8 protein-coding genes and 5 pseudogenes are annotated in these 13,077 nt (G+C 45.4%); 9 read left to right on the top strand and 4 right to left on the bottom strand.

The window, feature by feature from the left end; genetic code table 11:
* Positions 1 to 70 precede the first annotated feature (70 nt).
* The 4 genes and pseudogenes from DFO57_RS20930 to DFO57_RS20915 form a co-directional block, all read left to right on the top strand.
* The gene (locus tag DFO57_RS20930) at positions 71 to 694 is read left to right on the top strand and encodes a winged helix-turn-helix domain-containing protein (RefSeq protein WP_110015663.1); all 624 of its coding nucleotides are present in this window, start codon (positions 71 to 73) and stop codon (positions 692 to 694) included.
* A 645-nt stretch (positions 695 to 1,339) separates the two neighbouring features.
* The gene (locus DFO57_RS20925) at positions 1,340 to 1,819 is read left to right on the top strand and encodes a hypothetical protein (protein WP_110015662.1); all 480 of its coding nucleotides are present in this window, start codon (positions 1,340 to 1,342) and stop codon (positions 1,817 to 1,819) included.
* 409 nt (positions 1,820 to 2,228) lie between these two features.
* A complete protein-coding gene (locus tag DFO57_RS20920; RefSeq protein ID WP_110015661.1) occupies positions 2,229 to 3,272 on the top strand; it encodes a tyrosine-type recombinase/integrase in 1,044 nt (347 codons plus the stop codon).
* 352 nt (positions 3,273 to 3,624) lie between these two features.
* Positions 3,625 to 3,873: pseudogene (locus DFO57_RS20915) on the top strand (transposase); the annotation flags it as partial.
* Positions 3,874 to 3,882: 9 nt separating this feature from the next.
* Here DFO57_RS20915 and DFO57_RS20910 read toward each other — a convergent pair.
* Positions 3,883 to 5,034: pseudogene (locus DFO57_RS20910) on the bottom strand (IS30 family transposase).
* A 60-nt stretch (positions 5,035 to 5,094) separates the two neighbouring features.
* On the opposite strand from DFO57_RS20910, the pseudogene DFO57_RS20905 reads away from it, so the two are divergent.
* The 4 genes and pseudogenes from DFO57_RS20905 to DFO57_RS20880 all read left to right on the top strand — a co-directional run.
* Positions 5,095 to 5,848: pseudogene (locus DFO57_RS20905) on the top strand (IS3 family transposase); the annotation flags it as partial.
* A gap of 906 nt (positions 5,849 to 6,754) precedes the next feature.
* A pseudogene (locus tag DFO57_RS20890) lies at positions 6,755 to 7,291 on the top strand (transposase); the annotation flags it as partial.
* A gap of 435 nt (positions 7,292 to 7,726) precedes the next feature.
* Positions 7,727 to 8,992 carry an MASE1 domain-containing protein gene (locus DFO57_RS20885; RefSeq protein WP_110015660.1) on the top strand — a complete coding sequence of 422 codons (1,266 nt, stop codon included), beginning with the start codon at positions 7,727 to 7,729 and terminating at the stop codon, positions 8,990 to 8,992.
* Positions 8,993 to 9,021: 29 nt separating this feature from the next.
* Positions 9,022 to 10,314, top strand: a complete 1,293-nt coding sequence (locus DFO57_RS20880) for an MFS transporter (RefSeq protein WP_110015659.1) — start codon at positions 9,022 to 9,024, stop codon at positions 10,312 to 10,314.
* Positions 10,315 to 10,364: 50 nt separating this feature from the next.
* Here the strand turns inward: DFO57_RS20880 and DFO57_RS20875 are convergent, their stop codons facing one another.
* A complete protein-coding gene (locus DFO57_RS20875; protein ID WP_110015658.1) occupies positions 10,365 to 11,501 on the bottom strand; it encodes an MFS transporter in 1,137 nt (378 codons plus the stop codon).
* A gap of 337 nt (positions 11,502 to 11,838) precedes the next feature.
* Here DFO57_RS20875 and DFO57_RS20870 point away from each other — a divergent pair.
* A pseudogene (locus DFO57_RS20870) lies at positions 11,839 to 12,157 on the top strand (transposase); the annotation flags it as partial.
* A 115-nt stretch (positions 12,158 to 12,272) separates the two neighbouring features.
* Here DFO57_RS20870 and DFO57_RS20865 read toward each other — a convergent pair.
* Both DFO57_RS20865 and DFO57_RS22945 read right to left on the bottom strand, forming a co-directional pair.
* Positions 12,273 to 12,785 carry a disulfide bond formation protein B gene (locus DFO57_RS20865; RefSeq protein ID WP_110015657.1) on the bottom strand — a complete coding sequence of 171 codons (513 nt, stop codon included), beginning with the start codon at positions 12,783 to 12,785 and terminating at the stop codon, positions 12,273 to 12,275.
* A 69-nt stretch (positions 12,786 to 12,854) separates the two neighbouring features.
* The gene (locus tag DFO57_RS22945) at positions 12,855 to 12,920 is read right to left on the bottom strand and encodes a DUF5993 family protein (protein WP_233255885.1); all 66 of its coding nucleotides are present in this window, start codon (positions 12,918 to 12,920) and stop codon (positions 12,855 to 12,857) included.
* Positions 12,921 to 13,077 lie beyond the last annotated feature (157 nt).

Genomic DNA, 13,077 nt, shown 5'->3' with positions numbered 1-13,077 from the left:
TGGATTTTGAACCTAGCCTTGTTTATGATGATTAAATCTAAAAACAAGCAAAATTAGTAAGGTTGAGAAAATGAAAAGAATATTTACTATCGATAATAGTGTCATATTCATTGTTAGTGAAAAAAAATTGATTAGATTAAACGACGATTGTACGGCTAAACTGAGAACTCCAGCTGCACTCTGCTTGACTGCACTTTTGGAAAATCAAGGATCTTTAGTAACCCATAAAAACCTTTTTTATTTAGGATGGGAATGTTTTGGAATGTCAGCTTCACTGAATGTTTTGCACAACACTATTTTCTATCTAAGAAAACATTTATCTAAAATGGGGTTCAAAAGCAATATAATTCAAACTATACCTCGAAGAGGGTTCGTAATATCAAATAACATAGAGGTAAAAAAAGAACTTCCAGGTAAGCTAGCAGAAAATGAATTTATTTTAAATGAAAGAAAGGATGAGCCGGATATTGGTGATGATTTATCGGTTTCATCCAAAATTTTACAATCATCTAAATCAAGGGATCAATTAAACTTTACCTCGCTAACTTATATCCCCGGCGTCGATGATGATAATTACAATGACGCAAATGACAAACTAAATTTCCTTGAGTTGGAAAATTCAATTTTAAAAAAATTACTTTCTGAGGTCATTGTAAATAATGAAGAATTAAAAAATGCTCTTATGAAAAAGTAATCTCAGTTAATTGGTGAAAGTTTTTTTAACCTGAAAACCTTCAATGTAAGTGCTTTTTTTTGGATATAAATTTAAAATAGAAAATTGCCTTTAAGTTCCGCATAAAAACTTATCACTGATTAAATTTAAGTCATTAAGATAAACTGATTGCTTGAAGGGCTCCTTGTGAGATGCTAAAACCTAGTTTTTAATAATAATCCAGCCCAATACAACTGTTCATTAGGCTTATAGTTAGTAAAACCAGTACCCCAGTATTTTCCATGTATGATAAGGCGTTATACATAGGAATTAATACCATTTTCTTGGATTAAAAATATTACATTTTCTTATGGCTTTATTATGTTTATAAGATTTTTTTGCGTTTTAAAAAATTTTATGAAGTACTCTCTCATAAAAACTTATAAGAAATTCATGTTCTCGAGCTTTTAATCAGTGGTGCTATAATCGATGATATTTCTTAAGCAACAAATTTATCAACTAAAAGTGTATACCGCTACAGTGAAAAAATCGTTAACAAATATGGATTTTGTGATTTATGTTTCTATTCAAGTGAAATTATTTCAATAAAAAACCTTGCCTAGAAATTATGATTATTTTTTTAATAGATTATGGATCATAATTCAAATTCAATTTACGGATGCTGCTATGAAATATTTAGTAAGAAATAAATTAGCTTTTTATAGTATAATATACAAACTTGAGTGCGCTGCCGAACTTTTTTTGTTGGCGACTAGTGATTGGGGGATTAAAAATAAGGAAAAACACATTATCCCTGTAAAAAAACTTCCAAAATTGAATTTTGATTCATTAAAGATGGATATAATTTATTTACCTGAGAAGTTATCTTGCAGTATTTTAGACTTACTCATCACTTATGCTAAAGCTGAGGTAGCAATGGAGAAGGTTTGGGATGAGGATGACCCTTTTAATCCAGAGTTTTATTTTACTTTAAGGCATCTTACCTCAAGCGTGATTGGATTAAAATGCTTAATCGTTTCCAAGAAAATAAAAAAAAACTATGGGATAGTTATTAGATCCAGTAGTTTTGTAAATCAATCTACTTTTTCATTTTTATGGGAAATACGCCGCCACCGCAGATCTGAATATCTGAAGTTCATAAGGTAAGTATTGAATTATTTTCTATAGGGATTAATTAACCTGGCTTTACAGATTTTAAATAATTCTTTTTACGTTGGTAGCTACTTATGTTAAGCGCTGCACTTCTTGCCAAATTTATAATACTACCATATTAATAATTTGGGATTTGAGAATGGGTATTCTTTGAACCCCATCTTCAGTCTCTTTGTTAATCCTCTCCCTGCTCATCTTGTTAACTTCATATAATTGACATTATATGAAGTTAGGATCCGGCAGCGGATCCCTGTATCATGGGATCCGGTATGAAGATCAACCGCGCACGAAATCTTCAGGCCTGTGTGAACAAATTAACAGGCATCGCTACGTAAATTCTGCAGGGTTTCTCCCCTGCTTCTCTGACAGAATTTACGTAGCGCTGTCTCCTGAAAGGATAAAAATGGACGATTTCAGACCACATTTACCCGTATCTGATGCTCAGCTGCCCGGCCAAGCTGACGTGGTGGCGCAGCTCCGGGCGTTTGTTCAGGACCGAGAGGCCTTTTCTGACAATACGTGGCGGCAGCTGCTCAGCGTGATGCGGATCTGCGCCGGCTGGGCGAAGGAGTACGGCCGCACCTTTCTGCCCATGAAACCCGAATGCCTGCGTGATTATCTTATGTGGCTGCAGGCAAACGGACGGGCATCTTCGACTATAGGTACACACCTCGCTCTTATCAGCATGTTACACCGTAACGCAGGGCTGACTCCTCCCCATGCTTCACCCTTAGTTTTTCGGGCAATGAAGAAAATTAGCCGGACTGCTGTGGTTAGTGGCGAGCGCACAGGCCAGGCAATACCCTTTCGTCTGACCGATCTTCTCACGCTTGATGCCAGATGGTCGGGGTCAGATTCTCTGCAGCATCGGCGCGACCTGGCATTTTTACACGTGGGCTATTCCACACTGCTTCGGGTGAGCGAACTGGGACGTCTCCGCGTACGTGATGTTTCACATGCTTCAGACGGAAGGATTGTGCTCGATGTCGGCTGGACGAAAACCATTGTGATGACCGGGGGGCTTATCAAAGGACTGGGCGCACTTTCAACGCAACGCCTGAGAGAATGGCTGAACGCGTCGGGCCTGATTAACGAGCCTGATGCCTTTATATTCTCACCCGTTCACCGTACCAATCGAGCGAAAATCAGTACCGACAGGCCGCTTTCAACCCGTGCAATGGAAGATATTTTTGCCCGAGCCTGGCACGAGGCGGGTCCCGCTGCGGATGTTAAACCCAATAAAAACCGGTACCGGGGATGGTCGGGGCACAGTACCCGGGTAGGGGCTGCTATCGATATGGCCACAAAAAAATACAGTACTGCACAGATTATGCAGGAAGGTACCTGGAAAAAGGCCGAGACAGTGATGCGCTATATCCGTCATGTGGATGCCCATGCAGGAGCGATGATCGATCTCATGGAAGATCACTCTCAAGCTCCTTTTTAACCTGCTGACCAGAGTCTCGCGGTGACCGGTCACGTACTCAGCCAGTTTGTATAACGTATTGCTCATACCGACTAGTGTTACTGCCAGCATCCTGAAAGCACAGGAAAAAGGAGGCGGGCTTAACGCGTTTATAAGCTCCTGTAAACGCTCATCCCCTTCTGGATTGTCCGCGAAGACAGTATGTCAAAGAACTGCTGGAAAGTGCTCTCAACCAAATACAGGTGCTGAGGCTCATCTTCATTATCATCCGCAATCGAATAATCATGCTTGACATCTTCCAGATGTAGACTGAATCGCCACGGGTTTAACAGACATCTGAGAGTCATTTAAGATGACTTAAAGAGAGGTGTACATGAGCGGTAAGCGTTATCCCGAAGAGTTTAAAACTGAAGCAGTCAAACAGGTTGTTGATCGTGGTTATTCTGTTTCCAGCGTTGCAACACGTCTTGATATCACCACCCACAGCCTTTACGCCTGGATAAAAAAGTACGGTCCTGATTCTTCCATTCATAAAGAACAGTCAGATGCTCAGGCCGGGATCCGCCGTCTCCAGAAAGAGCTGAAGCGGGTTACCGACGAACGGGACATATTAAAAAAAGCCGCTGTAGATTCAATCTGTCAACGCAACACCCCTTTCAATTATCTCTTTCGGTGTTTTGAACTTCAGTGTCTTTCTCGGTCTGTTGTTTAGCTGAGCTGCAACCTGATCCAGCTCATGTTGAGTATATTGGGCAAGGCATGTCTTTTTGGGAAGGTACTGTCGAATTAGCCCATTAGTGTTCTCGTTTGTTCCCCGCTGCCAGGGACTCTGAGGATCGCAGAAGTAAACTTTAACTCCGGTTCTGCCAGTAAATTCCAGATGCCTGGCCAGCTCCATTCCTCTGTCCCATGTCAGTGATTGCCGGAGTTCAGACGGCAAGCTCAGAAATTTTTCGGTAAGAGACTGATTCACTGAGAAAAAATCTTTGCCCCTAAGTCTAAGGATGATCGTATAACGTGATTTTCGGTCTACAAGTGTGGCTATATGCGAGTTTTTTGTGCCTGATACTAAATCGCCTTCCCAGTGCCCCAGAGTGCGTCTGTTATCGATATGTCGGGAGCGTTCGTGAATTGGTGTTCCGTTCACTATGTTAATCGTACCTATTTCACCTTTGCGGGTATGGCGTCTGCCATGGCGAAGGCTATGCGACCGGCGCAGATGCTGTACATTCAGGTGGTGTAGCGCTTCGCGGCTACGAAAATAGAGCGTTTTATAAATTGTATCAGGTGATATTCGCAGTGTTTTTTGACGCGGTTTCGTTCGCCTTAACCATCCTGATATTTGCTCTGGAGACCACTTCATCTCCAGCTTTTCCAGAACAAGCTCTCACAACGGTAAATTCTGATCCAGCAAGCACGGTTTTGGTCTTTTCGCCATCCTGCTGGCCCGGTTATTAGCATCAACAGCTTTGTAATAGCGCCTGCCTCGATTACGCTGAACTTCACGTGAGATCGTCGAAGGACTACGATTCAGCGCAGTAGCTATCGCACGAATGCTCATTTTGGCTGGCAAACCGGCTCGTATTTCCTCGCGCTCTGACAGTGTCAGGTGAGCTACAGCCCGCTTGCGCTCATTAGGTTTTATGCCGCCAGTATCTCTTAACATAGTGAAGATTGTTCCTGGTTTAGAACCCAGAATATTAGCTATTTCACTGAAGCCTGTTCCGTTCTTCCACAGTTCAAAAACAGATGCTTTTTCCTTTGCTGTAAATGTCCGTCTCATTCAAAAACCCTCCGCAACCCCATGTTTCACATGACTGTTGCGTTGACCAATTGAATCTACATTAAACAGTTCTGGCTGGAATCGGGATGCGTCTGTGGTTATCGCAAGATCCATCTGGATCTGCGGGACAGCGGACAACAGTGCGGAGTCAACAGAGTCTGGCGACTGATGAAACGTGTCGGGATAAAGGCTCAGGTCGGCTACCGGAGTCCGCGGGCACGTAAAGGTGAGGTCAGTATCGTGTCACCCAACAGGCTGACAGTTCAATCCGGATGCTCCGGATGAGCGTTGGGTAACGGACATAACTTACATCAGGACCCACGAAGGCTGGCTGTATCTTGCCGTGGTTATTGTTCTGTTCTCACTCAAAATTATCGGCTGGTCCATGCAATCCCGGATGACAAAGGACATTGTCCTGAACGCACTGCTGATGGCTGTATGGCGGCGTAATCTCCAAAAACATGTGCTGGTTCATTCGGACCAGGGTAGTCAGTACACAAGCCATGAGTCGCAGTCGTTCCTGAAATCACACAGCCTGGAGGGCAGCATGAGCCGTCGCGGTAACGGCCACGATAATGCGGTTGCAGAAAGCTTTTTCCAGTTGCTGAAACGCGAACGGATAAAGAAAAAGATCTACGGAACGCGGGAAGAAGCCCGCAGTGATATTTTTGATTACATCGAAATGTTTTATAACAGTAAACGTCGGCATGGTTGGAGCGATCAGATGTCACCGACAGAATATGAAAACCAGTATTATCAACGACTCAGAAGTGTCTGGATTATCCGTGGCGATTCACGCTTTACATATCAATGAGAAGGTTTCGGGAGCGACTGGCGCTTGAATCTCAGATAAAAGATCATAACGCTATCATAGTTACAGCGCCTGGCATTGAACAGCGCAGATTAGGCGGTTACTTTCATAAGTAAAATCTTGCTGGATAGGGTTCTTTCATAAAATTATCCTGGTTTCAGAGCCTGTGACGTGCACTGATTATGAAAGCAGACGCTTTTTGTCTTGTATTTATGAAAGCGGACTACCTTTACAGGACGTATGAGTATTGCATTATGAAAGTGAACGCCTGATATGAATAGTATGAGCATGTTGATGCTTTAAGCTTCTTTGGCCACCTACTAATTAGGCGGCTCCATCATCTGCTCGATGGCAAAGATGAGAGCGGGTTCAACCTCAGCATCCCGCTAAAGCCGTGTCCTGAGCAAAAGCATAGGATCACGTTTGATCTCTTCCCGGCTGATTACGTCACCGTCACTCGCTTTCCTCAGACAAACAATGCCGGCCAGTCTGCAGGCTTCCCAGTAAGTTGATCTGATTTCGTCTTCATCAACGTGCTGCATGAGGATATCTCCTGCATTGAATCAGGTTTTATGCGCGACAGCGCATGAAGGCGCCAGCTGATGCCCGCCAAGGTGTACTGGCCACATGGCGCCGGTAGCCCGGCGAAGCCGGTTACGGTTTGATAGATTCTGCCTGTCCCCAACCCTTTCCTTGTATCTAAACATACGTGGTGATTAGCTACCACCACTGAAGCTGAGTGAGCCGGTCCCTTCCCTGAGGACGGTTTAAGTACCGATCCTGCCTGGCAGCTCATGGCCCTCAGCTTCACCTTTCACGCCAGCACTTCAGGTTGAACGGTTACCGGGAGCACGACTCCGTATGTACAAGGCGAACAGGCGTGACGGTCTATGTGAGAGGAGAGATATCATGTTTCCAGTCGGTATTGACGTCAGCAAAGACACGCTTGACCTCTGCATGCTTTATGTCGGCATTAAAGGCCGCGTTAAGACACGTAATATAAAAAATGATCGTAGTGCGGTTGTGCACATACTTCGCTGGCTCAGGCTTCAGCACTGCGGTCCGGAAGACGTCCACGTGGTGATGGAGGCCACCGGTGTCTATCACGAGCGGCTGGCCACGGCCCTGCTCGATGCGGGCTTTTATGTGTCTCTGGCCAACCCTCATCGAAGCCGGGAGTTTGCCCGTGGCATGGGGATTATGAATAAAACGGACAAAGTGGATGCGTATATGCTCGCCTGTTACGCACTGCTGAAAAAACCGCGCCGCTGGGAGCCGCCCGCAACTGATATCAGGCTTCTCAGCGCACTTCTGCGACGGCGGGATGTGCTGCTGGCTGACGTCGTGCGGGAGGAAAATCGGCTCGAAAAATATCAGTCCACCGAAACGCTTGCAGATCTCGTCATTTCATGCATCAGGATGGCGCATCTGCTCCGTGAAGAAGTGAGAAGTGCTATTTATGTTAAATAAGATGTTTGATTGCGTGATCAGCCCGTTCATCAACGCCTTTTTTATGCCTCTCTTATTCACTGAGATGAGGTGTATATGGTTACGGCGGATTCATGACGACCTGACCGAAATCGGGGATAACCTACGGTAAAACCGGGTAGGCCGCATCATGCAACTTAACAGGGTCAAAAGTTCGGCAGGGGCAGAGCAGCCAGACAGCAGGCATTACACCGCCTTCCACTTCGCATAGGATGCTTATGCTCTGTTAATCAAATATGGCTTGTAAACCAATTAAAGATACGTTTGAGAATACTAAAAGAGTTTCTGATATTGGTTATAGAAGATAATTTTTGATAAAATTCAACCCAACAACCATTCTCGCAAGCGAGCCACTCAGAGAACTTGTGTTCACTCAGGATTTATTATAGGTATATGCCAAAATTTGTCCCAGCGGTAATGTCCAACTTTATAGTAATGACGATATGGGCGGTCTTTTATTACTTGTCTGCCGTGCTGTCGCTGCGATTTGACGATCCTCAGTTGCACATATCTGTCGTATGGTTTCCTGCTGGCGTCGCCACTGCGGCGTTTTTAAATTCGCGCTGGCGACTATGGCCAGCGCTGTGTGTTTTGTTTGTTGTGCTTGATGTGATTCTGGACAAACCTTCGTTCAGCAGGCTGCCGACCGAGACGTTTTACGCCATTCTTGATCTGCCTTCTTCGCTGATAATTGCGTGGATAGTGAAACGTTTTTCCCGGCCGGGTGATGATTTAAATATTATTATGTTGTGGTTCGCCTCAACCATTATCATCAGCTTTCTGGATGCCGTGCTTTTCGGTATCGGACTCTCATTAGCAGGAAAAAACAGCTTTTCCGATCTGTTCTGGACCGGTTTTATTGCCGACATGACCGGCATTTTCCTGGCCACCACCATTATTATGGGCTTTGCTAACAGCCGCCTTACCACAGCCGTTCAGATTTCCATCAAAACACTTCTGTCAGGCTTAACGCTGCTCGCCGCGCTTGTGGCACTGTCGTTGTGGATATTCAGTGGCGGTGTTAAAGAATTTAGTATCGCTAATACGATCACCCACGATGAAAGCCTGATTTTCGCTTTCAGTTGCCTCCCGATTATTCTTGCCGCTTTTTTAACGCTCTTCTGGGGTAATCGTGGCGGATCGATAGCGTTATTAACGTTGTCAGGTTGCGTTATCTATTATGCCGATAAGGGCGTGGGGCCGTTCTTTCTCAAGGGATTATATACCGGTGAACCCCTGCTCCTTGTGCAGTGCTATTTAAGCGCCAGTGCGTTGCTGCTGGTTTTTTTACGGGTGGTGACGCGAAATATTTACCGCTTCAATTCAGAAACCGACGCACGACTCAATTTACAGGCCATTTATCAGCTAAACCTGACAGAGGGCACGCTCTGCTGGGAAAACCTTTCTGGTGAACTTGCTGCGCTTCCTCGCGAGATTCTTGAAAAGAAAGAGGCAATACTGGCGCAATTGCATCCAGAGGATAAACAGCGCCTCGCCGGACACTGGCAGGCCATTCCACGTCAGCAGACGCTTCCTGCGATTCAATTCAGATTGCAATACGGAAATGGGCAATGGCTGCACGTTACCGATAGCGGAGCACTGATGTTCGAGCGTCAGGGATCGCTGTTCATACTGGGTAACTGGTCGGTTTCCACCTGACTTTTCAGCGCATTTAGGAGAGGGATAGATTGATACAGATAGCCATGTTGCTACTGGGTACGGCATATATTAAGCGAAATGCCCGATACCTTTCGGTTGCCGCAACACTGTGGTTTATCACAGGTATATTACTTTTCATCGATGGTCTTGACCTTCACTCGTACTTCCCATTACAGATCTTTGGCTATATTCTGCTGCTGGAAAGCATGCTTACACTTTGTGTTGCGACCAGCGCTGTCGGAACAAAAAAGAGCATTCTTTTTTTCAAAGGCGGCATATTTTTATTCGTATCACTGATTATCATCGTTAATCAGGAATACAGTAATGTCCTGCTGGCTGTCATTTTTGGTTTTACTTTTTTTATCATCGGCTTCTTCACCAGCTTTTCCTCTTTTATTGTGCGCTTTCCCCGCTGGAAGCTGACGCTTATTTATGGACTGGGATTAATTTCCTTTTCGTTCTTCCTGCTCAGTCACCATGATGCGACCGTATCATTCTTTATTGGTTTTCAGATGGTTACCAGTGGGTTGAGTACCTTTGGCATCGCCAGGAAGGCGATGCGGATGAAAAGAGGTACGTCTATTTTTCAGCTGATTCAACCCGGCGACGTACTGCTGAGTAGCTCCCCTTTAATCCAGGAACAAGAACTGACCGCCCCCCATCCGGTGCCGACGTCTGCTGCAGCGCGCGCACTGATTGTGCACGTATGGACGCCTGAAGAAACCACCGAAGCCAGGCCTGTTTCGCGCCCTGTCATTAACCGTTATATCGCCGCCGTGGACGAAAATGGTGTTATCTCAACCGGCCACGCGGCACTTGAAGTGGCTGATTATCTCTACATCAGCCTTTATCCTGCCGAGGAGATTGATCGGTCTCCTTCGGAGTTTTTGCGCACACTTAAGGCCACCCGTGATAATGATGTGGCAGGGCGCTTTCTGCCAGACTACGCCACAGAATCCTCAGAATGGTGTCATTCTGTACGTCAAATCGAGTTTAAAAAATTCAGCCTGCGGAAACTGAATCACTTCTGGGAATCTTATCGCCGCAATAACACCTACAACCTGACTTATCGTAACTGCTCAAGTAGTGTTGCCTATGCTCTTGAAGCCGCCCTGGATGGTGCGCTGGCACATGAGCGAAAACTGAGCGACCTGCTGGTGCCGGAGCTATGGATCGCCGCACAGGTGCGTAAACGCGCGCAGATCATGGCCTGGACGCCTGGACTGGTAATGGATTACAGCCGGGCACTGAATGCGCTGGTGCATCCCGTTCCTCGTCCCTGGTATCACCGTCTGCCCTGGCGCCGTGCCATAGAGAAATAACCTGCCAGCCCTATCCGCAAACCGTTCAGGACAAAGGCGGTAACGGCTTATCAGGCTCGTCCGAGGCCATGAATACGCAGATCCACTGCGGCCATCAAACAGAAGAGGCCGCAAAGCACGCCGACCATCAGCGGCAAGCCATTCTGCGTTGCTGACATGGCAAGGCCACACAGCAGCGGCCCCAGTAGAGCCCCTGCGCCCCATGCTACCGAGGCGGCGGCATATACGCCTGCGAGCTCTGCTCCACTGAATGTCGCGCCTGCCCAGGTTATTGCGACGGTATAGATCCCCACGAACATCCCACCCCACACAAAGAGGATCAGATAAGCCGCAACCGGCCAGGATAATAACCATGGCCAGATGGCCGCTCCCACCGTGGACAACAGCGCCAGTATGACGATGAGTCGTCGGCGGTCAACGCTGTCAGCAATCATGCCAACCACAGGCTGTAAGAGAATGGCACCCAACATCAGAACCGAAATTAATCCAACGGCATGTTGTCGACTCCAGCCATGGGACTCGGCATAAAGCGGTAAAAAATTAAGTCCGGCCACTTCGACGGCAGCATTTAACCCCGTGGCAGCGATCATTAAAAAGGCGATACGGATGCTTTTCAGAAAGCCAATAGCGTGGCTGGTTGACGAGTGATGCTGCGCCATGCCCAGCAGCTTAACAAGCACCAACGCCAGGAGAACAATGGCCGTGCCGATAAAGAAAGGAAAATTGCTCTGGCTTGCGCTAAGGGTCAGTATTAACGGGCCACAGGCAAACCCTGTTGAGATGCCAGCGGTGTACCATGCCATTGTTCTTGCCCTTGCCTGCTCAACGGTCGCGTCATTGATCCAGGTTTCTGTGAGCACCATAATAATCTCACTGAAAATGCCCAAAGCAAGCCGGAGTCCGAACCAGTAAATAAAAGGCAAACAGGTAAAAAGCAACATGATGACGGCCACGGCGGCAAGCGAAGTCCCCAAAAGCAGCCTTGGGTGGAAGCGCTGAAAGAGACGAGGAATAAAAGGTGCGACAGCAAAAACGCCAATAGCCTGCATCGCGGCATTGAGTCCGATATAGCTTTCGCTGAAACCATTATCCTGCAATCGTGTGGCGATCAACGGTGCGCTAAGGCCGTAAGTCAGGCCAAAGATTGCCACACAAATAATGACAGAAATGAGATCTTTTTTGTTCATTATGCTCCAAGTCCCTTACAATAAGCGCTCATATTATATACCAATATTTTTAGACAAAATTGAGTATAATTAAATTAAAAAAATCCAAAAACTAGTACGGCACAGATTTCGTAGAATAAATCTAATTAAGAAATAAGCTTTCTGATTAAACGTACTATCAGGAAATACGTTCACTTTAGGGCTTTTTGTGCTTACGTCACTTTGTGCAATAGCGCGGACGCGGAGAAAGGTCATTGTCTCACCAAACTGAGCATGTAGGTGGCCACTGACCTGCTCCCCGTTGATTAATACACCGCGATGTTAGTAATGTCTTCATCAGCCACATGAGGACATCCCCATGAAGAAGCGTTTTTCCGACGAACAGATCATCAGTATTCTCCGCGAGGCTGAAGCCGGCGTTTCTGCCCGGCAACTCTGTCGCAGTATGGTTTTTTAGACGCTACTTTCTACATCTGGCGCAAGAAATTTGGCGGCATGGGAGTCCCTGAGGCAAAGCGACTTAAATCACTTGACGAGGAGAACGCCCGTCTTAGGATACTGCTCGCCGAAGTCATGCCGCATAGGGAGGCGATTCAGGTAGCGCTGGGCCGAAAGTTCTGACGACAGACCAGAAGCGGAAAGCTGTGAAAGCAATGTTTGAGGCAACGGGTCTGTCGTAACGCCGTGCCTGCAGGCTGACAGGTCTGTCCCGGTCTACTCAACCCATTTTGCATTTTAATTATTTTATTTGTGTAAAATAGACACCAAAAGATGGTGTCTATATGATATAAATTATTTCCCAATTAATTGATAATATGTTGGATTTTCAGCGCATTGTCCGCTGCCACATTCAAGAACGGTCGATATCAGATTGGCTACTATCATCACCGTAAAAAGCAGAATTGAAAATTTCCCCCATAGTGGAATGCCCAATGGTTTCCCTACATTAATATCATCTTTACTCAACATCAGTAAAATGGCGATAGCAAAAACGGCGAATAAAGATGTAATAAGAGCCCATGTATAAAAATGCAAACCCATAAAAATCGACCCATATCCAGGATCACCGGGTAGAATATGTAAAAACATTTGTCGTGCTGCTATCGAGCAAGTGAGCACACAACCAATCAAGGCAAATCCGTAATGAATATCTTTAATGCCGAAACGAACATTAAATAAGAAGCCAAATCCGATGAGCATCAGCCCGACACGTTGTAACAAACACATAGGACAAGATAAATCTTTTATCATTAACTGATAATAAAAAGCCACTAAAAGCGTAGCGCTAATACCTAACAGACCCATTAAATTTAAACTGAGTAATAAAGAATTTCTTTTTTAGCTTTTAGAGAATTAGTCACACTTAAGCTCCATTTAAAAAGATAAATCTAAAGGATCGGTTGCATGGTATTTTAACCATAAGAGATTGATTACTAACAATAAAAATCACATCACATAAGAGAACTTCTTTTTTCTGAAAATAGTACTAAGAACTGTACCGAAAGCAATAAGAAAGGGGAGGAACATATACATGATAAATCTCCATCATTTTAATTAAACGAAGCCGTATATTTAAAAAATCCTACTTATTGAATTT

Source organism: Pantoea sp. AG702 (assembly GCF_003182295.1).
GTDB lineage: Bacteria > Pseudomonadota > Gammaproteobacteria > Enterobacterales > Enterobacteriaceae > Pantoea > Pantoea ananatis.
Note: the sequence above shows the minus strand (reverse complement) of the source record. Positions and strands in the feature narration are given on the sequence as shown.

Excerpts from the sequence above, each read along its gene's own strand:
- DFO57_RS20920 (WP_110015661.1), top strand. The coding sequence starts at position 2,229 with ATGGACGATTTCAGACCACATTTACCCGTATCTGATGCTCAGCTGCCC.
- DFO57_RS20885 (WP_110015660.1), top strand. The coding sequence starts at position 7,727 with ATGCCAAAATTTGTCCCAGCGGTAATGTCCAACTTTATAGTAATGACG.
- DFO57_RS20865 (WP_110015657.1), bottom strand. The coding sequence starts at position 12,785 with ATGGGTCTGTTAGGTATTAGCGCTACGCTTTTAGTGGCTTTTTATTAT.
- DFO57_RS20925 (WP_110015662.1), top strand. The coding sequence starts at position 1,340 with ATGAAATATTTAGTAAGAAATAAATTAGCTTTTTATAGTATAATATAC.
- DFO57_RS20930 (WP_110015663.1), top strand. The coding sequence starts at position 71 with ATGAAAAGAATATTTACTATCGATAATAGTGTCATATTCATTGTTAGT.
- DFO57_RS20875 (WP_110015658.1), bottom strand. The coding sequence starts at position 11,501 with ATGAACAAAAAAGATCTCATTTCTGTCATTATTTGTGTGGCAATCTTT.